This window comes from Paenibacillus taichungensis, assembly GCF_003287275.1.
Taxonomy (GTDB): domain Bacteria; phylum Bacillota; class Bacilli; order Paenibacillales; family Paenibacillaceae; genus Paenibacillus; species Paenibacillus taichungensis_A.
This window is the reverse complement of the sequence record NZ_QEVW01000006.1, coordinates 429,109-455,232: the sequence shown is the minus strand read 5'-3', so window position 1 is coordinate 455,232 and position 26,124 is coordinate 429,109. Positions and strand designations below refer to the sequence as shown.

At 46.3% G+C, this 26,124-nt stretch carries 25 protein-coding genes; 12 read left to right on the top strand and 13 right to left on the bottom strand.

The window, feature by feature from the left end; translation table 11 throughout:
• The first annotated feature begins 42 nt into the window (after positions 1-42).
• Together DC345_RS11210 and DC345_RS11205 are read left to right on the top strand one after the other, a co-directional pair.
• Positions 43-1,077 (top strand): LCP family protein, encoded by a 1,035-nt coding sequence (locus DC345_RS11210; RefSeq protein WP_309304326.1) that lies wholly within the window; start codon positions 43-45, stop codon positions 1,075-1,077.
• Between the two features lie 250 nt (positions 1,078-1,327).
• Positions 1,328-3,925 carry a DUF2339 domain-containing protein gene (locus DC345_RS11205; RefSeq protein ID WP_113053151.1) on the top strand — a complete coding sequence of 866 codons (2,598 nt, stop codon included), beginning with the start codon at positions 1,328-1,330 and terminating at the stop codon, positions 3,923-3,925.
• Positions 3,926-4,309: 384 nt separating this feature from the next.
• Here DC345_RS11205 and DC345_RS31710 read toward each other — a convergent pair whose 3' ends face one another.
• The gene (locus DC345_RS31710; protein ID WP_181586560.1) at positions 4,310-4,465 is read right to left on the bottom strand and encodes a hypothetical protein; all 156 of its coding nucleotides are present in this window, start codon (positions 4,463-4,465) and stop codon (positions 4,310-4,312) included.
• 221 nt (positions 4,466-4,686) lie between these two features.
• Here DC345_RS31710 and DC345_RS11200 point away from each other — a divergent pair, with 221 nt between their 5' ends.
• Together DC345_RS11200 and DC345_RS11195 are read left to right on the top strand one after the other, a co-directional pair.
• Positions 4,687-5,358, top strand: a complete 672-nt coding sequence (locus DC345_RS11200; RefSeq protein ID WP_113053150.1) for an FHA domain-containing protein — start codon at positions 4,687-4,689, stop codon at positions 5,356-5,358.
• Between the two features lie 155 nt (positions 5,359-5,513).
• Positions 5,514-6,092, top strand: a complete 579-nt coding sequence (locus tag DC345_RS11195) for a class I SAM-dependent methyltransferase (RefSeq protein ID WP_113053149.1) — start codon at positions 5,514-5,516, stop codon at positions 6,090-6,092.
• A 262-nt stretch (positions 6,093-6,354) separates the two neighbouring features.
• Here DC345_RS11195 and DC345_RS11190 read toward each other — a convergent pair whose 3' ends face one another.
• Genes DC345_RS11190 through DC345_RS11180 form a run of 3 tightly spaced genes read right to left on the bottom strand, consistent with a single transcriptional unit; the run spans position 6,355 to position 10,190 of the window.
• Entirely contained in the window at positions 6,355-8,673 is a 2,319-nt protein-coding gene (locus DC345_RS11190) for a carbohydrate-binding domain-containing protein (RefSeq protein WP_113053148.1), read from the bottom strand.
• A gap of 22 nt (positions 8,674-8,695) precedes the next feature.
• Positions 8,696-9,379 (bottom strand): DUF4956 domain-containing protein, encoded by a 684-nt coding sequence (locus tag DC345_RS11185; RefSeq protein ID WP_113053147.1) that lies wholly within the window; start codon positions 9,377-9,379, stop codon positions 8,696-8,698.
• The gene (locus DC345_RS11180) at positions 9,372-10,190 is read right to left on the bottom strand and encodes a polyphosphate polymerase domain-containing protein (RefSeq protein ID WP_113053146.1); all 819 of its coding nucleotides are present in this window, start codon (positions 10,188-10,190) and stop codon (positions 9,372-9,374) included. The genes DC345_RS11185 and DC345_RS11180 overlap by 8 nt, the downstream gene beginning before the upstream one ends.
• A 251-nt stretch (positions 10,191-10,441) precedes the next feature.
• Here DC345_RS11180 and DC345_RS11175 point away from each other — a divergent pair, with 251 nt between their 5' ends.
• The 3 genes from DC345_RS11175 (at position 10,442) to DC345_RS11165 (ending at position 12,788) form a co-directional block, all read left to right on the top strand.
• Entirely contained in the window at positions 10,442-11,119 is a 678-nt protein-coding gene (locus DC345_RS11175) for a response regulator transcription factor (RefSeq protein ID WP_113053145.1), read from the top strand.
• On the top strand, positions 11,119-12,420 hold the full coding sequence (locus DC345_RS11170) for a sensor histidine kinase (RefSeq protein ID WP_113053144.1): 1,302 nt from the start codon (positions 11,119-11,121) through the stop codon (positions 12,418-12,420). Before DC345_RS11175 ends, DC345_RS11170 begins: the two co-directional genes overlap by 1 nt.
• A gap of 116 nt (positions 12,421-12,536) precedes the next feature.
• On the top strand, positions 12,537-12,788 hold the full coding sequence (locus DC345_RS11165; protein ID WP_029880845.1) for a hypothetical protein: 252 nt from the start codon (positions 12,537-12,539) through the stop codon (positions 12,786-12,788).
• A gap of 126 nt (positions 12,789-12,914) precedes the next feature.
• On the opposite strand, the gene DC345_RS11160 is transcribed toward DC345_RS11165, so the two are convergent.
• On the bottom strand, positions 12,915-13,682 hold the full coding sequence (locus tag DC345_RS11160; RefSeq protein ID WP_113053143.1) for an SDR family NAD(P)-dependent oxidoreductase: 768 nt from the start codon (positions 13,680-13,682) through the stop codon (positions 12,915-12,917).
• A gap of 198 nt (positions 13,683-13,880) precedes the next feature.
• On the opposite strand from DC345_RS11160, the gene DC345_RS11155 reads away from it, so the two are divergent.
• Positions 13,881-14,516 (top strand): TetR/AcrR family transcriptional regulator, encoded by a 636-nt coding sequence (locus tag DC345_RS11155; protein WP_181586559.1) that lies wholly within the window; start codon positions 13,881-13,883, stop codon positions 14,514-14,516.
• Positions 14,517-14,534: 18 nt separating this feature from the next.
• Here the strand turns inward: DC345_RS11155 and DC345_RS11150 are convergent, their stop codons facing one another.
• The 4 genes from DC345_RS11150 to DC345_RS11135 all read right to left on the bottom strand — a co-directional run bounded on the left by DC345_RS11150 (position 14,535) and on the right by DC345_RS11135 (position 16,768).
• Entirely contained in the window at positions 14,535-15,047 is a 513-nt protein-coding gene (locus DC345_RS11150) for an acyl-CoA thioesterase (RefSeq protein WP_024629762.1), read from the bottom strand.
• Positions 15,048-15,146: 99 nt separating this feature from the next.
• Complete coding sequence (locus DC345_RS11145) at positions 15,147-15,395, bottom strand: helix-turn-helix domain-containing protein (RefSeq protein ID WP_258530618.1); 249 nt, start codon at positions 15,393-15,395, stop codon at positions 15,147-15,149.
• Between the two features lie 96 nt (positions 15,396-15,491).
• Entirely contained in the window at positions 15,492-15,908 is a 417-nt protein-coding gene (locus tag DC345_RS11140; protein WP_181586558.1) for a hypothetical protein, read from the bottom strand.
• A gap of 236 nt (positions 15,909-16,144) precedes the next feature.
• A complete protein-coding gene (locus DC345_RS11135; protein ID WP_063567767.1) occupies positions 16,145-16,768 on the bottom strand; it encodes an acetate uptake transporter in 624 nt (207 codons plus the stop codon).
• A gap of 573 nt (positions 16,769-17,341) precedes the next feature.
• On the opposite strand from DC345_RS11135, the gene DC345_RS11130 reads away from it, so the two are divergent.
• Positions 17,342-17,518 carry an aspartyl-phosphate phosphatase Spo0E family protein gene (locus tag DC345_RS11130; protein WP_024629767.1) on the top strand — a complete coding sequence of 59 codons (177 nt, stop codon included), beginning with the start codon at positions 17,342-17,344 and terminating at the stop codon, positions 17,516-17,518.
• Between the two features lie 123 nt (positions 17,519-17,641).
• Here DC345_RS11130 and DC345_RS11125 read toward each other — a convergent pair whose 3' ends face one another.
• Positions 17,642-18,571, bottom strand: coding sequence for a response regulator (locus DC345_RS11125; RefSeq protein ID WP_113053139.1), 930 nt, complete (start codon positions 18,569-18,571; stop codon positions 17,642-17,644).
• A gap of 448 nt (positions 18,572-19,019) precedes the next feature.
• On the opposite strand from DC345_RS11125, the gene DC345_RS11120 reads away from it, so the two are divergent.
• Positions 19,020-20,450 carry an alanine/glycine:cation symporter family protein gene (locus tag DC345_RS11120; protein WP_113053138.1) on the top strand — a complete coding sequence of 477 codons (1,431 nt, stop codon included), beginning with the start codon at positions 19,020-19,022 and terminating at the stop codon, positions 20,448-20,450.
• A gap of 137 nt (positions 20,451-20,587) precedes the next feature.
• On the opposite strand, the gene DC345_RS32420 is transcribed toward DC345_RS11120, so the two are convergent.
• Positions 20,588-21,046, bottom strand: a complete 459-nt coding sequence (locus DC345_RS32420; protein WP_371121638.1) for a methyl-accepting chemotaxis protein — start codon at positions 21,044-21,046, stop codon at positions 20,588-20,590.
• Between the two features lie 666 nt (positions 21,047-21,712).
• Here DC345_RS32420 and DC345_RS11110 point away from each other — a divergent pair.
• A complete protein-coding gene (locus tag DC345_RS11110; protein WP_113053136.1) occupies positions 21,713-22,405 on the top strand; it encodes a Crp/Fnr family transcriptional regulator in 693 nt (230 codons plus the stop codon).
• Positions 22,406-22,548: 143 nt separating this feature from the next.
• Here DC345_RS11110 and pepT read toward each other — a convergent pair whose 3' ends face one another.
• Positions 22,549-23,787: a peptidase T gene (gene pepT, locus DC345_RS11105; RefSeq protein ID WP_113053135.1), complete on the bottom strand. Its 1,239-nt coding sequence runs from the start codon at positions 23,785-23,787 to the stop codon at positions 22,549-22,551.
• A gap of 315 nt (positions 23,788-24,102) precedes the next feature.
• On the opposite strand from pepT, the gene DC345_RS11100 reads away from it, so the two are divergent.
• Positions 24,103-25,137: an NADH:flavin oxidoreductase/NADH oxidase gene (locus DC345_RS11100; RefSeq protein WP_113053134.1), complete on the top strand. Its 1,035-nt coding sequence runs from the start codon at positions 24,103-24,105 to the stop codon at positions 25,135-25,137.
• A gap of 113 nt (positions 25,138-25,250) precedes the next feature.
• On the opposite strand, the gene DC345_RS11095 is transcribed toward DC345_RS11100, so the two are convergent.
• Positions 25,251-26,072, bottom strand: a complete 822-nt coding sequence (locus tag DC345_RS11095; protein ID WP_113053133.1) for a class I SAM-dependent methyltransferase — start codon at positions 26,070-26,072, stop codon at positions 25,251-25,253.
• Between the last annotated feature and the right edge of the window lie 52 nt (positions 26,073-26,124).

Here is a 26,124-nt window from a genome sequence, read left to right as displayed (position 1 = left end):
TTAATATAGTTAAATGATTCTAAGACCGTTATTAAAGGAGATATGATGGAGAACAGTGCTGCACATTTAACCAGACGGAAGCCGAAGAAACCGAAGAAGAGATGGAAGAAACCTTTGATTATCATCCTGAGTACTTTGATTGTGCTGGGGGGACTCGGATTTATCTATCAAAAGCAACTCGTTGTGTTTGCATTTAATCTGTTTGCTTCGGAAACCGTAAAGGAAACGCTCGATGAATCCTTCAAGCCTGTTGGCGATAAGGATGCACCCGTTGTAGAACATACCGATCCATTCTCGCTGTTGTTGCTAGGAATTGACCAACGGGATAACGAACCAAGCCGATCGGATACCATGATCTATTCTGTTGTGCGTCCGGAAGAAAATAAAGTGTTGCTGCTGTCCATTCCGCGTGACTCCTATACCGATATTATCGGCCGGGATGTGAAGTCGAAGATTAACTCAGCCTATGCGCATGGTGAAGCAAAGATGGCGATGGATACTGTGGAGCATCTGTTGGAAAACAAAGTCGATTTCTATGCCGCGATTAATTTTAACGGACTCAAGGATATTGTTGATGCGGTTGGCGGTGTTGAATTGCCGATCAAGAAAAATATTGAGAACAAATCGAAAGCACATGAGAAGCTGTTTGTTGAAGCGAACAAACCGATATACAGCGGCGAAGAAGCGCTGGGCTATGTGCGTTACCGGGAAGATTCCGATTTCAATCGGACGATGCGGCACCGTCTTTTTTTAAGTGCCTTCATGAATCGTGCGCTTGAGGTCAAAAATCTGACCAAGATCCCGGACGTTATCCAGATTGCCGGATCGAATTTTACAACCAACATGAACTCGGATTTCATCGTGAAATTTGCCGAGTCTCTATATATGAAAGACAGCACGCCAACAATCAGCAATTACATGCTTAAGGGTGAAGGCGCAACGCGCAGCGGGACGTGGTACTATGATTTGTCAGAGAGCGATCTGCAATATGTGCGAACCCTGCTCGCGAACTGGCTAGACCCAGATACCACTGAAATTATGGAGCCGGAGACGGCGGATACGAAAGATCCGGCGTAAGCAAGTATCCGATTCTCAGTAAGATGACCAGAAGTTGTATACGTGTACAGTATGACTATATCAATGAATTAGAGTCCAGGAAGCTGATGCTTCCCGGGCTTTTTGTTATGTATGCATTTGGTATAAATCCCATAACGACTTCCGATCCGCAGAGAACGGTTAAATGATTCTATTCCTGAAACCCCATTTTATGGCATACATATAGTAAAATATAGGTAATGAATTCAACATCAACCAACGGAGGAAGCTCATGAAAGAGTTCAAGGATCGGCTTCACCAGGTTCAGGAGCAGCAGAAGCAGCTGGTAAAGGAATATAATGCCCTGCTTCAGGAGTATCAATCGGATGATCTGATCGTACAGAATGAACAGCTCCGAGCGCAATATGAAGCGCATCAACTCAAGCTGCAACAGCTTGAAGTACGCACTCGCAAGATGGAGGAAGAGAATGCCCGTCTTCGGATGGCTCTGTCTGAACAGATGCTGGATGAGAAATTGAATCTTATTCGTGTATCCCAGGAGAAGATGGAGACGTATTTTCGAGGGAAGACGAGTGTACATAATGATCGACTCGCGGCGCATGAACATCGCGCCAAAGTGAATTTAAATGCCATATTCAACAGGGCTTCAGAGGAATTTCAGGGTGATGCCCGTGAGATGAAGGAGAGAATTGCTCATCTGGCTGCTGAGGTGCAGGAACGAATTGAGGCGCATAGACAGACCCTGTGGGAGAGAGAAGAGGCACTACGCGGTCAGATGCAACAAGGATATGAGCATATGGCGGAAGAAGGTTTAAGCGAAGAGACCATTCAGCGGCGCATTCGCCAGAACCGGATGGAGATGAAGATTGGCCTGAGCTGGATTAATAAGGTCGCCATCCTGCTTATAATTCTGGGTGTTGGTGCAGCCTTTCAGTACTCCTACAAGACCTGGTTCAGCGATGAGGTGAAAGGCGGAGCGTTCTTCCTGCTTGGTGCGCTAATGCTTGCCGGGGGAGAATGGCTATTCCGGCGTAAAAGACAGACGTTCGCGATGGGTCTGCTCGGAGGCGGGATTTCTGTTCTGTTTGGTTCCATTTTCTACAGCTATTTTTTATTGCATATCATCGGGTTATATACGGGACTTGCCTTGTCAGTGTTGGTTTCGGCCATATCCGTGCTGCTATCGTTGAGGTATCAGTCCAGGACCATCTGTTCACTTGGCTTGGTTGGAGGGTATCTGCCGTTAATCTCCTACATGGCCTATTTCGGTCTTCAAGGTTCGGCTGTTTATGTTGCCATGATCTATCTTTTGCTCTTAAACGGAATTATTGTTTTGATTTCATTTGGCAAACGGTGGCCGATTGTGCATTATATCAGTTTTCTGTTCAACACACCGTCCATGCTCATCCTGTTATGGCTTTCACCAAGTGAGAAGATCGGCATGGTGTATTCCATTGTGACATTTGCATTATATCTCGGCATTACACTTGCGTATCCCTTCAAACATCGGGTGAAGTTAACCTGGTGGGACTTTGCTTTGCTCGCCATGAATACGAGCATCAGCTGCCTGATGCTGTATGTATTGTTCGATGCAGCGGGCTGGAATGACGCACAAGGCTTGCTAGCTCTGATTTTCGCTCTGGTCTATTTCGGACTCGCCCGTTTTATCCAGCAGAGGATGCCTCAGGAAAAGCAGACCCTTCTATTGTTCTACGTGACTTCCCTGACTTTTGCCATTCTGATTATACCGTTCCAGTTTGGTGCGAAGTGGCTGTCTATGGGTTGGCTGATCGAAGGAGTTCTGCTGGTTACGCTCGGACATCTGAAGCGGTTCAAATTGGTGGAACGTGCTGGATGGGGAATCGTGCTTCTGTGCATGTTCACCTTTGTGTACTATGACGTGCTGGTGCTGTTCATCATGGGGGAGCAATCCTATTTCATGCTAAAATACTCCTGCATTACGCTGGGTGCGCTGCTTATTACGCTCTATTACGCCTTGGATCGCAACGGCTCCCTATCCGGGGAGAAGTATCATTATAGCCAGACAGAGCTTGGCTTCTTGAATGCATTCAAGTACGTCACACTCGCCAATCTGTGGTTATATGTGCTGTATGAATCAAATGAATTGTATATGAAAGCAGTCGATGACTCATTTCTGTTATACCTGTTCTACAAATGGCTGATGTTCGCTGCGCTGACCATTGCCATGGCCTATGGATTGGGTAAAGTGAGGCTCTTGCGTGATCGGATCGTGCAGGGTTATATCATTTTCCTGCATGCGGTGGGCTGTTGTATTGCTCTGGCAGTAACGTTATCCATGCCGGCACTGCAGCCGGATGTTCAGCAGCACACCGCGGCTGAAGTCGTAGGTTTACTTGTATTAATCATATTTAATGTGGGCGTGTTTTTTGCTGGAAGAGATCTGCTAATCACGGCAATCCGCGGGCAGTTCAAAAGCATTGAATGGTATCCGGTTATCGCAGGGGTCTATCTGCTGGGTGTCATCACTGTGTTTCTGACGATCCAATTCCAGTGGGGAGATGTAGGGCTGTTATTCAGCCTAATCTATCTACTGCTTGCGATCCTGTACATTGCCTATGGGTTCCGCAGAAAATATGTAATGATTCGGCGCCTAGGTCTGGGACTGACGTTGTTTTCCACCGGGAAAATGGTGTTCTATGATGTGGGATTGCTTACATCGGGCAGCAAGATCATTGCCTATTTCAGCTTTGGCGTACTGTTGCTTGGAATTTCTTATCTGTATCAGAAGGTGTCAAGCCGGATGGAGGAAATTCAGGTTAGAGAGACCGAACAGTCTGATGAATCCGATCTGCCGGAGGATGAAAAGAACCAATTTAAGGATAGTTGATGCAGTATTCACAATCTTTGGGGGAGGGATGCAACATGGGATTTGACCTGAGTATCATGTTATGGCAATTGTTATGGATTGCTGGCCCTGTAGCGCTCATTGTCTATGGGTGGAGGAAATTTGGTATCAGCAAAAAGCGGCGTTAAGTGCAGGGAATGCCGTTGCAACATCGCTTCTGACAAAAGTCATAATCGGATGAACTTATCGGTATCCATATCCTAAAAATGCATTAAAATGAGGTTCTTGAGCGCTGGTTGTTAGCGTCCAGGGGCCTTATTCTGCTGAATGGATTAAGATATGATCCTCATTCAGGGTGGCATGACCCAGCATAAGATGACATTCATGAAACGTTTTTTCTGTTGATCACGTTATAATAGAGTATACTTACGGCTGGGTATTCAGTTGCAACCATGATGTTTCGGTTACGGGTATGCCTTTCAATGATTCTCCGCGATCATCATTGATGCGGGAGAGCACAGTTAATGTAATGGACAGGGTGAAGGCGAGCAGCACATATATGAAAATGTTTTTTTTGTTCATATGAGGGACCTCTCTTGTTGATTGGGCTAAGGCATGCATACGACTGTTATGAGAAAAAAGGCACAACGTCTGGTATAGTAGAGAAAAGCATATAACGATGCCTGTATACACTATATAAATTATTATGGATGCAAACAATGGAACAAATCTGATGAATTTATCATTATTTATGAACGGAACGCTCATAGAGATAGAGTGATATTTGAAGGTGGGAGAATAACATGCGGGAGACGGCAAAAATCGTCATTCGTACGCCAGGGCAGGAAAGTGACGGTTCGTTCGCTTATGTCAGCCAGGGGCGTTCCATTACAGTGGGGCGTTACACGGGTGGAGATGAATTGGACTTGTCTGTCTACAATCAGTTGATATCGAAGCGGCATTGCCGCATTCATTATGATGTGCAGCAGCAACTGTGGATTGAGGATCTGGATAGCAAAAATGGAACGGAATTGAACGGGCAGCGTCTCGTTCCTTATGAGAAATACCCTTTTGCCGAAGGAGACAGCCTGACGTTGGTCAACGGCTTGATTCAGCTTCGCGTAGAAGGGGATCTCGAAGAAACGAGAGAATATCGGCTATCTGACCTGCTGGGCGAGGGCGTGCGTTTACAGGATCACCTGCAAACCGTGCAGATTGGAGAAGTGGAGATTCCACTGTCCAAGAAGGAGTACCAACTGTTCAAGCTATTGTACAGCCAGTTGGATCACTTTGTGACACGGGAGCAGATTGTCGGCCAAGTGTGGCCGGAGCGAAGCATGCTGGAGAGTGAGTCTGTAGGGATTGACGAGATCAACTCGTTGATCTACCGGACGAATCGCAAGCTGGGAGTTCATTTTACAATTAAATCGGTGTACAAAAAGGGTGTATACATGAAGTCCCATGTGCCGGACTGAATGAGTGAAATGAGCAGCGGGATGGAATGAGATTAAACCAAAATAGAATAACATGAAGGAAGCTTCTGTCAGGTTTTTTAGACCTGGGGAAGCTTCTTTTGTTATGATGAAGGTGCAAATGCCGCCTCTTAATTAAACTCCAAAGGGTTGAGGTTATGTTCATATTTCAATTTATACCATGGCTGATTGCTGTGGTGACACTTATATCTGTAATTTCCATCGTGCTGGTCAGTTGGAAAAATGGAATCTCACCGATGCCCACATCCAGCATCGTCAGGCAGACAGTCATTCAGGAGGTCAACCGCATTCCCGGTTACGGCGACGTCATTGAAGCAGGCTCCGGGTGGGGAACGCTCGCACTGGACGTCGTAAGGCATTGCCCAGGCAAACGGCTAACGGGCATTGAAAATTCTATCATTCCTTTATGGGCCTCCCAATGGATTGCTTTTCTAAGTGTTCGCTTACGGCGAGCGAAGGGAAAGCGCCATTCTCTGGAGGGGCGGCTGCGATTCATCCGTGGCGACATCTATACGAGTTCATATGAACACGCAGATTGCGTCATCTGTTATTTGTTCCCTGGAGCGATGAACCGACTCGTGGAAAAATTCAATCGGGAGCTGCCGCCGGGAGCAAAGGTAATTAGCGTCTGTTTTGCATTGCCAGGCAAGATACCGCTACGGACGATTACATGCCGGGATACGCTGCGTACGAAGGTGTATGTCTATACGTTTTGAGTGCCTAACGAACCTCAGCAACGTTATTCCTTCACAATACGTTGTCAGAACCTACAAAATCGGCCCAATTGACGAAATAACGCCACTTCGATTCGTTAGATTTCAAACCAAGGGAAATGGGAGTGAATAGCGTGTACCAGGTTCGTTAGAGAACAAAATATCAAAAACAAGGGATGGCCCACGTCATATTCATGACTTATGGGACATCCCTTGTTTTTTAAATCATCTTTTTATGTGGGTCATTTATGGTCGGAATCTTAGCTTATTTTGCGCTATCCGTTGTACCTGTGGTGTTGGTTGTTGCACCTGATGTACCGGACTCTGTTCTGTTTCTGCCGCCTCCGAATCCACCTTGGCCACGACCTCCGCCTGGACCACCCATACCTGAATTGGCAGTTGTTACACCAGATTCATTCACCCAAGTTACATTGCTTGTGGATTGGAAGGCAACCACTTTGGTTCCACCACTATACGTTCCGTCTGTGTAAAGTCCATCCACTGCTTTGCCAGTTGATGATCCGCCGGAGTAGATCACATAAGAACCGTCTTTTTTCAGATCCGCGGAGCTGACAACTACCGTTTGATAGTCTTTCGCTGGAGCAAAGGTCAGGATATTGTTGCCTTCGCTGTCTTCCACATGTACCAGTGTTCCTGCTTTTTGCGTTTCAGGGAACGTCATGGCAATGGTATTTTGAGTCGATGCTTCAGATGTGGCCTGAGCCATGCCCGAACTTCCCGCTGCGACCAGATATCCGCCGCTGAGCTCGAAGTCACCGTCATAATCCAGCGCGCCGTTGCCATTGTCTGTTGGACCGTTCACAATGACGGTTCCGTCTGTCATATAGATGGAGCCATTCGAATCCAGTCCATCGCCGCCAGCATTGACGGTAAGGGAACCACCGTTGATATGAAGTTCACTGTTGCTGGCAGATTCACCCATCATTCCACCTGGCGCACCACCTTGTGGACGGCCATTGCTATCCGCGTTCGTACTTTGATTGGATTGATCGGTAGTTGATGTTGTGCCTTTCGTCTCAGTAACAGAGTTGTTGGAAGCAGCAGTAGTGTCTTCTGCCTGCGTGCTGTCATCTGTAGACGTCGTAGCATCGGCATCTTCATCCGTTGCTGTGATTTCACCCGACGCATTCACGCCATCATCTGATGCAGTGACATCCACATTTCCATCGTTCAGAGTAATGATTGCTCCTTCAAGACCTTCATAGCTCTTGGCAATCACGATTGTTCCACCGTTGATCGTAAGCGCCTGATCTGCATGAATGCCGTCATCGCCCGATTCAATGCTGAACTTGCCGTCATTGACAGTCACATTGTTGTTGCTGTGCAGAGAGTCATCCATGGAATCGATCGTATACGTACCGCCATTGATGGTGAGATCCACGCCGGCTTTAAGTGCTTTAGCGCTCGTCGTTTCTTCTTCTGTTGTTGTGCTTGTGTCTGCATCTGCATTGGAATCAGCAGGTGCTTGTGCATTGGTCGAGCCGGATGGTGCTGTACCTGTAGCGTTCGTTCCATTATTGCTCGGCATATCAGCCGGTGGTTCTCCATCCGGTGGTGTACCCATATCCGTTGGAGGTGTTCCGCCACCCCAGCCGCCACCGCCACCGCCGCCAAATGGTCCTTCTTCTACTTTTTCTGGTGCATTGGCACTGCCGCCTCCGGTTACGATGTTAAATGTGCCGCCATCCGTAACCAATGCAGTTTCCGCTTGAATGCCGTCGCTGCCGCTCTGGATGTTAAATGTACCTCCAGCAATGGCTACGAAACCTTTGGTTGTATCTGTGTCGTTGGTGGATTTAATGCCGTCACCTTCTGAATCAATGGTAATGGTACCGGCTTGAATGGCAACCATATCTTTACCTTTGATGCCGTCATCGGCCGATTTGACGTTAATTGTGCCACTGACGATTTTTAGATCATCCTTGCTCGTAATACCTTCATTATAGTTACCTGTCACCGTCAGCTTGCCTGTACCATTAAACGTCAGGTCTGCCTTGCTGAAGATTGCTGCATCTGGCTCATCCGTTGTATCGTCGGCGTATACGTATGTTTTGCCATCGGAGACGGCATTCTCGGTGCCTTCCTCCAGCGTAATGATGGCTTTGCCCGCTTTCTGGATATAGATAGCTGCGCTGTCGTTATCATTGATTGTGGCTCCGTTTAACACCAGATGTACAGTGCCCTTATCAGCAACATTGACCACAATCTGTCCATCGGTAAGCTTGCCGCTAAGTACATAGGTGCCCGCTGCGGAGATGGTTACCGATCCGTTTGCGACTTTTGCACCCGATCCTGTGATGGAAGCGGTCGTGCCGTTCAGCTTAATCGTTGTTGAATCTGTTGCACTCCAGTTAACGTTAGTATCGTCTGCATCCAGAGTGACCAGATCTGCATATTTCACAGAAGTTTGTTCACTGACGGATACGGTTTTGGTTGTCCCTGTCGTTGACACGGCGGCGTTTGCCGTACTGCTGGTTGCAGCCGGAGCGCTGCAAGCGGTAACCATTGCTGTAATCATGGCGACGGACCACAGTTTGCTGCCAGTTATGATTTTCTTTTTCATATTCTATCGTTCCCTTCGAATTTTAATATTCAGTGGTTGTTGGACTCATGGTTAATGAAATATCCAGATTACCGTTTCGGGTACGGATCATATCGAGAAATTCTTTTTGATTGACACTTTCATGAATGGTCACGTTGTAGACCAGCTCGTACAGACTGCCTAGCTCGGTTGTTCTGATTTTTTTAAGTTCATGCACGACATTGAATTTGTGGAATACCTCGTCCAGTGCTTCTTCGTAACTCAGATTTTCGGGAATGGTCACCTTCAATGTTTTTTGCTGGCTTTTCTTCGCTCCGAAATTGAAGCGGCTCAGAACAAACATCAGTACACACAGGATGATGGTAAATAACACAGCATAACCGAATGCGCCTACACCGCAGGCAAGACCCGAAGCCATGGTGAACAGAACATAAGCAATATCTTTCGGGTCACCAGGCGCACTTCTGAATCGGATGATGGAGAAGGCACCGGCGAGGCTGAATGCACGGGCAATGTTGCTGCCGATCAGAAGAATGATGATGGCTACGATGACTGGCAAGACAACCATGGTTAGTGTAAAGCTTTGGGAGTATGTGCTCTGATTCGTCTTCATGTATGTCAGGCTGATAATGGCCCCCATAATGATGGCAAGGCCGATGGTAATAATGGCATTGCTGAAGGTCAGAGTTGTATCGGTTAGTGCAGAACTAAAGATGGAATCAAGCATACAGGACACGCTCTCTTTCTGTGATTGTTTTTTCTTGTTCTATGGATGGGTTAAAGTCTGTACCCGGCACAAGTATACGCTCCGTCTGGTAGTTCAGGTTGGTTGTTCTGGCCAGATGTCTGTACTCATTGCCGTATTTCGAGAATCCGGTGCGATATAGGCCGTGTTCGGATAACAGTTGGGAGAGCCACATCGGAACGGTTTTTTCGGCTTTGACTTCCATCAGCCAGCGACCGTCTTTCACCAGAGGTTCACCGTAATCTCCTTGCTCCAGCTTCAGATCGTATCTGCGACTGCGGATGTTGGTGTCAAAGGTGATTCGGAGATCGCGGCTGTTCTTATCGAACAACGCCTTGCGTTCATACGCCAGATATACTTTTGGCTCCAGATCGTACAGCCGAAGGAAATACTTGATCTCTTCGATAACCTGCTTGTTCATATAATCGGCTAGATCAGGAGCCTTGCCTGTCTGAACGAATGCATAGGCTTCATCCAGCTTCAGGGCAGTTCGGCGTTTGTTTACCAGGCCAAATACTTTCTTTTTGATCTCCAGATATACCTTCGCATTCTCTTCAGGAACTCCGTATGCCCGCAGTCTCAGCTTCTCCTTGTATTTGGGCTTGGAGAGACTGGCGCGGATTAGGGAATCCTGCGGAGTATCGAAGTACAGGTTGCTGATGGAGTAGAATTCGTGTTTCTTGTTATAGGCGTCCAGCTCCATATACTTCAGCAGATCGGTGTAGAAGTTCTCGTATTGCTCATCTGTCAGGAGATATTTGCTCTCATATCGGTTGAATACTTCAATTGCCATTGGGGTTCAGTCCTTTCATCCATGTTTTGTATGTTTTGTTGCATCGTGTATTGCTTCCATGTCTGTATCTTAGAGCGCCAACCTTGAATGAATCTTAAATGATTTTACATTCCGTTGATCTTTTTTTACCTTCCTTTAATAGTTCGCGAAAAAACTGAAATTAAGATTGATTCAAGGTTCGGTTGCTACAATCGTTGGTATAATAGATTGACTTATATCGAAACCAATTCATGCAGAGGAATGAAGAACCGATGAGAATACTTATTGCGGAAGATGAGGTTCATTTGGCAGAAGCCGTATCGCAAATATTGAAAAAACACAATTACTCTGTAGACATGGTGCATGACGGGAGATCGGGTCTGGATTATGCGCTGAGTGGAATCTATGATCTGTTGTTGCTGGACATCATGATGCCGGAAATGGACGGAATTACCGTGCTGAAGAAACTGCGCAGCGAAGGCAATCATACGCCTGTCATTCTGCTCACAGCCAAAGGAGAAATTTCAGACAAAGTGACTGGGCTGGATTATGGAGCGGATGATTATATAGCAAAGCCCTTTGCCACGGAGGAATTGCTCGCCCGGATTCGGGCAGCCCTGAGAAGGAAGGGAGAAGTCGTTCCAGAGGATGGACTGAAGTTTGGTGACATCGAACTGAACACCACGCAGCTGAAGCTGAGTGTTCAAGGAAAGGAGATCAAGCTGAATCTGAAGGAAAATGAACTGCTGGAACTGTTAATCACTCGCAAACAGGCCATTACTTCCAAAGAGCAGATTATTGAGAAGTTGTGGGGGTTCGATTCGGAAGTGGAGTATAACAATGTGGAGGTGTACATCTCGTTTTTACGCAAGAAATTAACCTTCCTGAACTCCGCGGTCCGCATCAATACGATTCGGGGTGTGGGGTATGTACTTGAGGTGACGGCCTGATGTTCAAGAAACTCAGAAACCGATTTCTGATTGTGAATCTGGTATCCATCTCGATTATGATGCTGGTTGCCTTTGCTACGATCTACATCATTACGTACCAGAATGTACAGCGGGAAACCAACATGGAGCTGTTCAAAGTGTCGGATTTCTATCATGGTCCTTACAACTCCAGCAAGATGCCGCGTGGTGATGACAGGGATTCAGTGACAGGATCACAGCCATCGGATTCCATTGCCAATGGAGCGCCGGGGAGTGACCCGAACTCGCCGCCGGGACGCTCCGTATCATTCATGATCAAGACGGACAGTGAATGGAAAATCACGGATACGCACTCCAGGTTTGATATGGATGACACGTTCTATACTGAAGCTTTGCAAAAGGTGAACAAGGTTAACGATCTGGATCGTAAGACCGGACAATTCACGCTGAATGGAACGGATTGGGCTTATGTGATCGACCCGAGCAGTACAGGGCACATGATTGTGTTCATCGATGTGACGGCCCAACAGGGCATCCTTACGAATCTGATTTATACTTTTGCTGTTGTAGGTTTGATTATGCTGATCGTTATCTTCTTCCTGAGCCGCTATTTCGCCAATCGCTCCATTACCCCGGTCAAGGAAGCCTTCGAGAAGCAAAAGCAGTTCATAGCCGATGCTTCACATGAGTTGAAAACACCGCTGGCAATCATCAATACCAACACGGATGTGCTTCTCGCGAACCGGGAGGATACGATTGAGAATCAGGCCAAGTGGCTGCATTACATCAAGTCGGAGACGGAACGCATGTCGGGACTGACGAATGATCTGTTATATCTGACTCAAATTGATGATTCGCGATCCTCGATGATTCATGCCAAATTCAATATGAGCGATGCGGTGGAGAACATTATTTTAACGATGGAGGCCGTGATTTTTGAGAAAAATATATCTCTGGACTACAGCATTGAGCCGCAGCTCATGGTCCATGGCAACAGCGAACAGATTAAGCAAGTCATTCTGATTTTGCTCGATAATGCTGTGAAATACTCCAGAGCCAAAGGCTCGGTCAACGTATCGCTTAAGAAACATAACAATGATGTTGTACTGGCCGTTTCCAACACGGGAGAGGGCATTGCTGCTGAACATCTGGACCGGATATTCGATCGTTTCTATCGTACTGATGCCTCCAGAGCACGGAAACATGGTGGACATGGATTGGGTCTTGCGATTGCAAGATCGATCGTGGAGCAGCATAAAGGTGAAATTTATGCCCGCAGTGTGGTAGGGGAAGGCGCAACATTTTACGTTCGTTTATCTTAGGGGTAAGGAATAAGGCATGACTGTTGTGGGTTAACCTATGCTACAATGGCAACAGAACGTATGAATCAAGGAGCTGACTTAACGTGACTGAAGCAAATTCAATTAATGAACAGGAAATGAAGGCATATATTGCAGAGAAGACAAAGGCAAGCGAAGCGAATATCGCTCTTGTACTGAAGCACGAGCAGGCGTACATTAACAAGGCGCATGAAAATGCCAAAGGCGATGTGGATATCGATGGTGACGATCTGGCCGACTACATTCTGAGCCGCAAAGATGTGAAACTGGATGAGTTGACCGTTGAAGGCATTCTGGATGCTGAAATGGACTACTTGATGGAAAAAGGTCTCGCAGGCTACGTGGACTAAATCTAAATCAATCTATTAAAAAAATGACCTCAGCCTCCACGTTATTGTGGAATTTGAGGTCATTTTGATTGTACATTCGGAAAAACCTTTTAACCAGCCAGCCCCGTTGGACTAGCCCTATTCTTCTTATTGCCCCATCATACCGCCATCGACAGTATAGAGGGAAGCGGTGACATACGAAGCTTCTTCGGACAACAGGAAGTTCATGATGGCTGCGACTTCTTCCGGTTCACCGTAGCGGCCCATTGGAATTGCGGATACGGTAGCGGATTGATAATCTTCCACATTACCGGAGTTTGCTTCGATTTGGCGCATCATGCGGGTATTAATAGTGCCTGGCAATACCGCGTTAACCCGAATACCATAAGGTGCCAGTTCATTCGCAGCGGTACGCGTGAGGCCAACCACGGCATGTTTGGACATAATATATGGAGATACGGCTGGAGCACCCATCAGACCTGCAAGGGAAGAGGTATTCAGAATCGCACCAGATTTTTGTTTTTTCATGACAGGGATGACGTTCTGCAAACCAAGGAATACACCGCGCACATTAACGTTATATACGAGATCGAGGGCTTCAACGCTTAGATCTTCGATCAGTCCGGTTGGACCTTCAATCCCGGCATTGTTGGCAAAATAATCGATTCGGCCAAAAGCATCCAGTGCTTTTTGCACATAATTTTTCACGTCGGATTCTTGAGATACGTTTGCTTTCACCGCAATGACGTGCTCTTTGTCGAGTTCCAGTTCCGTGATGGTTTGTTGGATGGCTTCTTCGTTCAGATCGACCAGCACCAGATTGATTTTGCGTTCAGCAAGGCGACGTGCCAATTCTTTACCGATGCCTCCGGCTGCTCCTGTAATAATGGCTGTTTGGGTATATGATGTACTCATCATGTATTCGCTCCTTATAAAATGAAATCAGGTGAACTGTGAGTAAACGTTCAACCTGTTGTCTATCGTTCCTGTCTTAATGTTAAGATATACATAGAAATGTGACAATCATCATTGACATCGCATATGTCAGCTATCGGACAGGGATGTAAGCGGTGTTCATTTAGGTTACAATAATGGACAGAGGAGGTGGAAATGTTGATTATCGAACACCCTCAGGATCGGAGGGCACGAAGAACGCAGGATGCCATCATTGCTGCGACAGTGTCTTTGATATTGGAAAAGGGAGCTGAAGCCGTCACGATTCGTGACATTACGGAGCGGGCGGATTACAACCGGGGAACGTTCTATTTACATTTTCCAGGCAAGCCCGAGCTACTGCAATTTATTCTGGATGATTTCATGCAGGGTGTGGGGCAAGCTTATGCGTCACCATATGCGGAGTTAAAAGAAGTGGATATGACGGCGTTGCTGCCATCAACGATGCCTGTATTTGAATATATTGAAGCACATCAAGATATCTTTCGGGCCTTGATGACGATGCATGGGGATATGGGAACCAGACTCTGCAACATGTTCAGAACATATTTAACCGAAGATTTTATATTGGTGACCGAAGATAGTAACTACACTATTAATTACGACATCATGCTAAGTTACCTGGTATCTGCAACCGTTGGTGTGATTATGCATTGGGCGGAGATTGGTTTCAAGTATTCTTCCCACTACATGGGAGAACAGCTGACCGCGTTAATTAACATCAAACCGACCCGTCTCCTGATTGAACCAGGGCAGAAGGGCCGGACCATTCATGAACGTATGCTTCAGGACTGAATAGCGTGCTCGGTTCTTTTATTCCCAGGGATAACTAACGGTGAGGAAGTCGGCGAAGTTCTTGCTTTCTTCTCGCCGTTGTTTCCGCATGGCCGCCCGAGCTGGAGCAGTCTCGTATAATTTCTTCTCTTCCTCCGTCTCCGGAATGATGCGAGGAACAATGAGTTTACGGTTATTTTCATCCAAAGCGACAAAGGTGAGGAATGCGGTCGCTGCAATCTTTTTCTCCCCCGTCTTCAAATCCTCACGGATCACCTTCACAAAAATCTCCATCGAACTTCGTCCAGTCCACGATGCGAAGGATTCCAACGTTACCGAATCTGTTGGATTAATCGGATACAAGAAATCGACCGAATCGGTCGAAGCCGTAACGGTATTTACCCGGCACAACTTGGATGCGGCGATGGATGCAATGTCATCGATATAGGACATGAGTTTGCCGCCAAACAAGGTATTATGGTTATTTACATCGGTTGGAAATACTCTTGCCGTCTTGAAACAACGTGTTTCGCGAACATACTTTCTCTCCACTTGATCTAATTCCGTAGGTTTAGGTATCTCTCTCATTCTTTGTAGTCCTCCTGACAGTATGGCTGATGGACGCTGCAAGATATGCCGCGTCCATCCTCTCTATATGTTAGTTCTAGTATAGGTGTCGGTCACTTCTTCCTCGCCATCAGGAACCAGTTCAAAGCGCAAGCCAAGCGCAAAAGCCACCTTCTGGAGCGTATCGAAGCGCGGAATCTGCGCGGAGCTCTCCAGACGGGCAATAGCCGACTGCTTGAGTCCTGTTCGTTCACCGATATTATCGGAAGCTAGGGCGCTTCTAGCGTCGACGACATGCCGTCTGATGTACCGATATAATAGACTGTCATACACTGTTACATATCGAATGACACAAAAAAGGATTCGAGCTGCCGATAATGGCCTCGAATCCTTTTTTGTGAATAATCAGTCGTAACGGATTTTAATGTTTTATGCGTTAGCTTCAGTGACGCTATTGGAAGCGAATGCAGACCACTTTGCATTTACACCACTGGAACAATGGAATGAGATGGTATAATCACCACCGCGCATACCTTGCGGATAATCCGCCGTGCTTCTCCAAGTATATGCTGCTCCCGGCTTAACAGTAGCTGCAATATACTCTAATCCTGATGAGTGTGTCATCGTAACAGTTAGATTGCTTGTTCCATTGTTTAGGAAGTAGAATTTACCATGTCCGTAACCAGCTGGAACCGAGAAATAAGCGGGGACGATAGAAGTAGCAGCGCTCACAGTTGTGAGCGGCTGTTGGTTACCAACAGAGAACGGAGTAACAATTGGTGGCGTTGTCTCATCTGCCGGATTTAGCTGGACGTTATAAGCGCTAACTACTGCTGGAATCGCCAAAGTTGCGGCTAGTGCTAAGGATAAAACTGCGGATCTTGCTTTGTTTCTCATTTGTTATAAACTCCCTCACCTAGTAGAACGTTGTATATCAAATGTTAATATTATACTTTTTTTTAGAAAAAAGAAATAAAAAAATGGTAAAAAGTAAAAAAGAAGCTGTATCCCTATTCAAGTGAAGCATGATTCAAAAAAACCGCCAGGCGCGGACCGGCGCGCTGGCGGTTTGATGCTGTATATTAAGCCTTGGGTCTGAAAATGCCAGCCGGCTTGCCGATGGGCAAGAATGTATAGCCGAAGTGAGCGTTCAGTACGGAAGCACCTGTGCCGTACAACGACACGATTCCGATTCCCATTTCAGCATAAGCTGCGATGGTATGGAAGATATGAGGAGCTACGCCGAAAGCGTCAAAGGTCAGGCCAAGGAACAGGAAGTCAATGAGAATGAAAATGATGAGCAATACTTTGTTGGCCTCAACGGCACCCAGCGTCATGAATAGGGTGAACACGAGATATCCGGCAAAAGCAAATCCGAGCTGCTTGCCATCTGCCTGTTCCGCAAGAGTGGAGCCAAACACGCCCATTTTGATCAGCCAGTTGGCACCCATGGCGAACCAGAAGAATGCATATGCGCCGAAGGCAGTTGTGCCAAAGGTATTGTTACGTTTGGAATCTTGAATACAAGCGAACAACTGGGCAAAAGCTCCTAGGAAAATCGCCCAAGGAATGGCGTAGCTAAGGCCGTCTGTGATGCCAAGCTTTTGGGAGGAAGCGACCAGAGTGACGATGGCCAACCCAAATAATCCCATCGCGCTGGGATCGGCGTTTATGATTTTGACTTTAGTCTGTGAATCGGTTTGCATGGTGTTGATGAGCCTCCAAATAATCAAATCAGGATGATTCGTTCGAACTGAACCGTCCTCTATACTTCGTATTTCGTATCCGCCTGGTCCGGACACACACATCGCCCTATTGTACCTGAATGAATTACGTATGAAAAGGGATTTTATTACCTTTTGGACCATTATCCGATCACTTGTGAGGCTTGTGTTAGAGATCAAGAACGAAGAGATTGGTTTTTTGGTGGAGAATAACGTGAACTAACGAAGAAGCACCTCTTTATCGATACAGGGTAACTCCTTGGGTAAGCCTGCAGATCGAGAGGTGTTTTTTTGATTTTTTAACATACACAATAATGACACAACTGTTTGAATATGAAGTTAGTGGGGGAAATTTGCTCGTGAAATTGTAAGCGAGCCTTGAATTAGGCGTTGCATAGCCATTTTCTCAACGTCTTCTAGGGATGGCTATAGAGACTTTCAAAAATTGGAGAAGGATACAAAACATCCATGCGAACTATGCCATATGTTAATCCAACTATAGATTGACAGGAAAACCTAAAATGTAACACAGAAATAAAGGAGGGATCAGACGCGATGGTTATGAGTTTGGAATTGAAAAATCAAATAGAGAAAGCCAGACATAACCTTCATATGTTGGTAGAGCATAACGAGGGTAGATTTGGACATCCCGATGTGCTTCAGCAGTCCATGGTTCTGGATGAACTGATCAATGAGTATAATCGAATGAATCTAAGCAAGCCGAGGGCTTGATGGAAATAGATGAGCTATTTTTTGCAATCATGCGCACATGATAATAGCTGGAATAGGCAGCAGGAAGAACGAATGCTGTATCATTCCAGTTCAATCATGAGCGCATGTTTTTTTGTTTACTCCTTAATGCAACAGCCGCTTGGCTTCCAGATACAGTACCTGAACGAACTTTTTCGTGTTAATGCGGGTCTGGGATAAGGAGGGTTCCACATTGTTTTGCAGTTCCAGCATTTTCTTGCGAATCTCCGTAAAGTCAAAAAACTTCGACGCGTAATTCTCGAACTTCGGATGTGTATAATCCGTGAGTCCGAGCGATACGACATGGCTTAATGTTTGGAAAATTGCACGACGAACGCGCTGCTCAGATGCTTTAATCTCCTTGGTTACTTCCGCTGGTGAGGCATCGGAACCCAGTTTGCGTATGGCTACATTCTGGAAGATATCCTTCAGGGACGGGAATGTGTATGGAGAGAGTTTATGTTCCTCCGTTTCAATCTGCTCCAGGTATTCCAGCATGTCCAGCAGATCTCTGCTGCCTGCTTCTCCGATCATGCCCATTTCGGATAGCAGGAAATGCCCTGCTGTTGTAATCGTTTTGTCGGGAGCCGGTGTTGTAGAACGTTCGGAAGATTGCAGTCTGGACAGCCCTTGCAGCGTACGCTGAATATCTGCGATGGATTGCTGCATACGCAGACGCTCGTCCACCAGACGCAGAACAGACAGGATCTCCAGCCGATTAATCGGCTTCGTAATATAGTATTCGATGCCAAGCGAATAGGCTTCCCCAATCATATTTTTCGACTCAATCTGGGAGATCATCACGATCTTGCCATCGAACCTTCCTTCAAGTGCACGTATCGTCTGGATCCCGTCTCGCTGCGGCATGAGCAGATCAATCAGCAGTACATCCACCTTATGCAGCTCCAACAGTTCAGCATGAATATGAGCCCCATCTTCGGCTTCTCCCACAATCTCACCGAGCCCCTCATCTTCAATAATATCCATTAGCATGGATCGAACCCCTGGATCATCATCCACTATAAAATAACGCATTTACGTGGTCCTCCTTTCTGATTAAGTTTTACTCCTATATAGTTCGTTCTCTGTATCTATAATGATCTTTCCCTGCTATTCATGACCTCTATTATCATACTTGGTTGTATATCCCGATGTGAAGACCCGTGTATGCTGACGAATATGTCAGATAAAGTGACAGTGAATGGATAAACGTTGCTTATTTATAAAAAATTTAAATGTTTCCGTGTAGGTATTTGTCGATTTCCGTAGATGTCCCTGTAGTATAGGTAACATCCGAAAGTATGGATTCCGAGATGTGCAGAATGGTGCAAACGATCTCTTAACTATCGTACTGCAACAGGGATCTGTCCGTCTGATGCGATAGAACTGCATGCCTCTATGAAGTAGTATGAGAATTTTTCGCTCAGTCATACAGCTGGGGAACGCTTTTTTAACGAACCATCAACGAAAAGGGGCATAGCCAATGGAGCAAACAATACAAGATATTATTGCAGTTTTCAATGATTTTCTGTGGTCCAAGCTGTTAATCATCTTGTTGGTCGTATGTGGTTTGTATTTTACGACCAAGACCCGGTTCATGCAATTCCGCATGATTGGGGATATGGTGAAAGTGCTCAAGGAGCCAAAAAGTAAGGAGCCCGGCAAAATTTCGCCGTTTCAGGCATTCTGTATCAGTATGGCAGCCCGCGTGGGGACCGGGAATATTACCGGTATAGCACTGGCAATCGCACTGGGGGGACCAGGGGCTGTATTCTGGATGTGGGTTATCGCAATTTTTGGTGCGGCTTCGAGTTTTGTGGAGAGTACGCTTGCCCAAATTTATAAAATCAAAGATAAGGGCGGATTCCGCGGAGGGCCGGCTTATTATATGGAGCGTGGCCTCGGGAAACGATGGATGGGGATATTGTTCGCAATTCTCATTACGTTGTCGTTCGGTTTGGTCTTTAATGCTGTGCAGTCCAACACGATTACAGTCGCATTCAAAAATTCTTTCGGCATCGATCGGTTGACTGTAGGCATAATTATGGCCGTTGTATTCGCAGGAATCATTATGGGTGGTGTTAAACGGATTGCAAAGGCGTCCGAATACATCGTCGTTGTTCTTGCTGTACTGTACATTGGCGTTGCTGCATTTGTTGTTCTGTCGAACATTACACAACTTCCGGCCATGATTGCGCTGATTGTGAAAAATGCCTTCGGCATTGAACAGGTCGCGGGTGGTACACTTGGAGCCGCGCTGATGAATGGTGTCAAACGTGGTTTGTTCTCCAATGAGGCGGGTATGGGTAGTGCACCGAATGCTGCCGCTACGGCGGATACAACGCATCCGGTTAAACAAGGTCTTATTCAGGCATTTGGCGTGTTGACGGATACCCTGGTTATTTGTACAAGCACGGCCATGATTATTTTGTTATCAGGCGTGTACAAAGGTTCCAATCTGGGCGGGATTGAATTAACTCAAGCGGCATTAAGTGTGCATATAGGTTCATGGGCGTCCGGATTTTTGGCAGTGATGGTGTTCCTGTTTGCCTTTAGTACGCTCATCGGGAATTATTACTACGGGGAAACCAATATTGAGTTTATCAAATCCAATAAAGTATGGCTGTGGGTATACCGTGTGTGTGTCATCGCGATGGTACTGTTCGGTGCTATTGCCAAGGTACAGCTGGTATGGGATCTGGCCGACCTGTTCATGGGTCTGATGGTTGTGGTGAATCTAATTGCCATCCTGATGCTGTCCAAGGTGACATTCGATGCGCTGAAGGATTACAAGAAACAAAAGGCCGAAGGACGTGATCCGATCTTTACTCGGGATCGTATTCACATTCCGGGCGAAGTCGAATGCTGGGAGTCGGAGGCCGAGGTAGTGGGAACTCCACGTACACCACGATAAAAAGACAAATGAAACAGGACTTGGAATGTCCGTCACAGGGACGGCGATTCTAAGTCCTGTTTATTACATATAAAGTAGTTAGTGTTCAGCTATCTTTGAGGGAAAGGGTAACCTCCCATAGGGAGATGCACGTTTTCTTAATCGTTCACAGAGTAACTGATGAGCTGCTCAGACAGAGCTTTCATGCGTTCCCCTGCTTCATTCAGCTTCTCGATGACATCCGTAAAGGAAGATACAAGCGTCGCTTGCTCCTGAGAAGAAGCGGCAATTTGAGAAACTTCGACTTCCATCTGTTTGATCACCTGTTGTACATCTTTCAAGCTAATATCGATATCGCTGGTAGCCTGTTTGGCATCGACAGAAAGTTTGCGCACTTCCGTTGCGACCACACCAAAGCCTGCCCCCGCTTCACCTACACGCGCAGCTTCGATAGCGGCATTGAGCCCAAGCAAGTTGGTCTGTTCCGAGATTTCACGAATGAACCCGGCAACCTTGTTGATCTGAGACGAATTTTTTACCGCCAGGCGTGTATTCTCCAGGATCTGTTCGCTGGTGGCCTGCAATTCTTCCGCATGAGCGGCAACGTGCTGGACCATTTCAACCAGGTTTCCGTTAATCGTTTGGTTTTCTTGTATAATAGCTTCAAGCTGATTCTGGTTCGATTGATCATACGATACGCAGAAAATAGCAACGACCTGATGATTATCATCAAAGATCGGAATATTAAGGACATCCAGTTCGATACCGTAGTATTCTGCCGGCAGGTGGGTGAGGGAGGCTTCGTTTCCGTTCGTGAGAGCGGTGAAGTTCTTATATCCATCCAAGAGAGGATCGCCTTCGTTGAATCCGAGATTGAACTTATCAGTGGAGACAGAATACAGTACTTTCTCGTGATCATACACCGTTAGACTGGCTGGTTCTCTAAGAATCATTCGGATATAAGGCATTACTTTCAAAAGAGCATCTACAACGTTCATAACAGGTAGAACCATCCTTTCATTATTTGAATTCTAATTAGCAGTTGTAACTATGCTTATTGCTTTATCTTTCATCGGATAAGAGTGCGCTATCATGTACTTCTTTTTTCATAAAATATTGTCATTTTGAAGGCTGAATCTTAAAATATTTCCCATTTAAATGAATGTATTGGATATAAAATCTAGTTGTAACTATTTTTATATCAAGATATTTGTACGAACCTATATCGTTTATGGGACATGTGTCCATTGTATATGTAGATTCACACAGAGGGGGTATCCGAGATGAGAGAAATTATGGACTTTGAATTGCTGCGCCAGCTTGCGCGTGAGCATGGCCTGGATCAGGTGCTCGACGAACCTGCGCTTGCTGAATTAAGGTTGCTCGAAGCTTCCAAAGGCGAGATTATATGTGCCAAAGGTGAATGTCCCGAACGATTATATTTTCTCGTCCAAGGTAAACTTAAGATTTATACAACACTGCCCAATGGCAAGTCCTTGTTACTTCGTTTCAGTATGCCGCCTGCGCTGGTAGGTGATCTGGAGCTGGTCAATGGCAAGGAAGCCAAAAACACGGTGGAATCCGTCAACAAAAGCTTACTGCTCGGTGTAAGCTATCGCTACCTCAAGAATACATATGCTGAAAACCCGAAGTTTCTTCATTTTATGCTTAGCCATGTGACCCACAAATTATATACCTTCTCGAATCTGTCGAGTCTCAACCTGCTCTATCCCGTCGAGAGCCGTTTTGCAAGCTATTTGTTGTCCACGATGGAGCAAGGAGAGCAGATCACGGAAGAAATCCAGACCTCTAAACTGACAGAGCTGGCGGATATGCTGGGAACGAGCTATAGACACTTGAACCGGGTCATTCATGACCTCCGCGATCGTGATATCATCCGCAAAGAACAGCGCAACATTGTCATCTGCAATCTGGAGCAGTTACGTGAAATTGCGGGAGGTAATATGTACGAATAAATAAGGTTAAGATGGCATTGCTTTCACAACTGTTGTACGGCAAAAATGTAAAGACACCCTCTCTTCAGGCAAGGGGGTGTCCGTTGCCTCCACCTGTCAGGTGGAGGTTTTTTTCTTTGTCGTTCTATTGATCTAGATACGGATTAAACATCTCCACGCTGTTCGAATAATTGAGCGATTTCCACGATGACCTGTGTGGCCTTAACCATATTATCCACCGATACATATTCGAATTTGCCGTGATAGTTCTCTCCGCCTGTGAAGATATTGGGTGTAGGCATACCCATGTACGAGAGCTGGGAACCGTCTGTGCCTCCCCGAATTGGGCGAATGACAGGTTCGATATCAAGGCGAGTCATCGCTTCGTGTGCAATATCGACGATCTGGCGCACAGGTTCGATTTTTTCACGCATGTTATAGTATTGATCATTTAATTCAATGGAGATGCTTTTCTCACCATATTTGCCTTTCAATTCGCTTACGACATCCAACAAATACGCTTTACGTTTCTCAAACTTCTCCCGGTCAAAGTCCCTGATGATGTAGCTCATCTTGGTCAGTTCGACGTCTCCCTCGATAGATAACAAATGATAGAATCCTTCATAACCTTCTGTGAATTCGGGAGCTTCCTCCGCAGGCAATCGGCGATTCAACTCCATTGCAATTTTAGCGGAATTGACCATCTTGTTTTTGGCTGTGCCGGGGTGCACGTTGGTGCCCCGTACTGTGATTTTGGCAGCAGCCGCGTTGAAACTTTCGTATTCCAGTTCGCCAAGGGGGCCGCCGTCCACCGTGTAGGCATATTTGGCTCCAAAAACAGGGACATCGAACTTATGCGGCCCACGGCCAATCTCTTCATCCGGGGTAAAAGCAACACGAATCTTTCCGTGTTTTATTTCGGGGTGTTCAATCAGGTAGGCCATCGCCGTCATGATCTCGGTAATGCCGGCTTTATTGTCCGCACCGAGCAGTGTTGTGCCGTCTGTTGTAATCAGAGTGTGGCCTTTATATTCACGCAGTTCCGGGAAATCAGTGGTGGATAACACCACATCCAATTCCTGATTCAGAACAATGTCCTGTCCATCATAGTTGTCAATGACCTGTGGTTTGACATCTTTGCCTGTAAAGTCGGTTGCGGTATCCAGATGAGCGAGGAAACCGATCACTGGGACCTCCTTGTCTGTGTTGGATGGCAATGTCGCCATTACGTAGCCGTTATCATCCATGGTCACTTCCTGCAATCCAATGGATTTGCATTCTTCAACCAGGTATTTACCCAAGACCAGCTGGCCTGGTGTGGAAGGGCAAGTCTCACTATTTTCATCGGATTGTGTATCCATTTGAGCATAGGTTGTCAGTCTTTGAATTAAAATATCTTTCACCAGTAATCGCTCCTTCGGCTCGGTTTAATATAGTTGGGTATAGTATAACCTGTATGTCTGTATGGCTATCATATCATGTTTTGGGGTCATTTCGAGTTGTGGTGAATGCATCAGAGGAAAGGGTCAACTAGGTATAAAAAAGGGTACTATCTCACAAAAAAGTACGTACTTGTATTTCTATAGGTTAGGTTCATAATGGTTATTGAGGATTTGGAGCAGGACAACTGCGGCAAGCATGGGCAGCTGTTTTCCGATCTGGAAAACAAGGAATTGCCTCAACATATATCATCATATTGAATAGGAGATGTAATTGAAATGACAGAGAAATTATTTTCCCCGTATCAATTCAAGGGACTTCAACTAAATAACCGTGTCGTCATGGCACCGATGTGCCAATATTCCGTTACTGCCAAAGACGGTATTCCGAACGATTGGCATCAGGTACACTATGTAAGTCGTGCGGTTGGGGGTACAGGGTTGATCGTGATCGAGATGACGGATGTTGATCCGGACGGACGCATTACCGACAATGATCTGGGCATCTGGTCAGACGAACACATTCCTGCCTTTACCAAGCTGGTGGATGGCATTCACGCTTATGGCTCCAAGGTGGCCATCCAGATTGCGCATGCCGGACGTAAAGCGGAGGATGCGGTGCAGCCTGTAGCTCCATCGGTAGTTACTTTCCCTGGAGAGAGCTACAATACACCACACGCTTTAACTACTGAGGAAACACAAGCCATGGTACAGAAGTTTGCGGACGGTGTACGCCGTGCAGTAGCTGCCGGAGTCGATGCCATTGAGCTGCATGGTGCACATGGTTACCTCATTCACCAATTCCATTCTCCACTGATGAACCATCGTGAGGATGAGTATGGACAGGATCTTTCCCGTTTTGGTGTCGAAATTATTCGTGCAGTGAAAAAAGAAATGCCGGAAGATATGCCGCTGATTATGCGGATTTCAGCAGTGGAATACGCTGATGGCGGGTATGACATTGATCATACCATTGAAATTTCCCGTGCCTATCAGGCAGCAGGCGTGGATATGTTCCACATTAGCTCAGGTGGCGAAGGACCATCCGGACAACGTAAACCGGGTAACTACCCTGGTTACCAAGTGCCTTTTGCTCGTCGTTTCCGTGAAGAACTGAATGTTCCTGTCATTGCGGTAGGCATGCTTGAGGATTCAGCTCTGGCTCAAGCAGTTATAGGCAACGGTGATGCAGATCTGGTCGCGGTTGGCAGAGGCATGCTGCGCGATCCTTACTGGGCGACTCATGCAGCTCTGGAACTGGGTGTTAGCAAAGATAAAGCGGCTATTGCACAGCCATATTCCCGTGGATACTGATCTTAATTAGAACATTTATATAAATGTCATTATAAAGGGATGTCCCATAAGTCATGAACATGACGGAGGACATCCCTTTTGGTGTCATTACAATCTAACGAACCGAGCAGCTGCTATTCGCTGCAATTAGTGCCTTGATTGGAAAGTGAAATCACTTCCGAGGGTAGTCCTCGTGTCGCTTCAAACACATATTTCTGATCAGAACGCGAGGGTGCCTGGTCGGGATCGAAGTCGGCATATACAACAACGTCGATGAAACCGATCTGTTCCAGAATCATGCGCAGCTCCTCCACACCGTACCAACGTAATGCAAGCTGTTGCAATTCTGTGGCTATGAGGGTGCCATGGCGCCACTTTTCGTAGCGAATCAGACTTACTTTGTACTGCTGAAGCATATTGACTTCGATGTCTTTGCTCTCCATTGTAATCGTATCGCCATCCGGTAATTGAACAGTCGAGGTAACTGAGTAGTGTGAAGTCGTATTCGTTACGTCTGGTAAAAAGAGGTCCAGCACAAGTCGGCCTCCCGGTTCCAGATGTTGATACAGATTACGCAAGGCCTTTATGGAAGCCTGTCTGTCTTGAATAAGCAGTAGTGAGCCTGCGGCGATGATAATGACTTCATACCGATAAGGAAGATGAAGCGTCTCCAGATCAGCAGTGAACAATTCAGGCATGGGCAATCCCCGCTTGGCGCAAAGAGCCCGGCATGAATCGAGCATATCCGTTGAATAATCAAGACCATCTACATTCAAACCAGCCTCAAGTAATGGAATCAGCATTCGACCTGAACCGGACATCGCTTCCAGGATGCGTCCATTGCAGTTCATCAGATAATCACGGTAAAATTCAATATCGCCTTCAAGGGATTGGCCAACGGGTTTGGTGGCATTATAAACCTCGGTACATAACGGACCATAATAACTAAAAGACATGTAACGTTTCCTCCACAACATAATTAGAATAAGAATGTGAATGTGGAAGGGA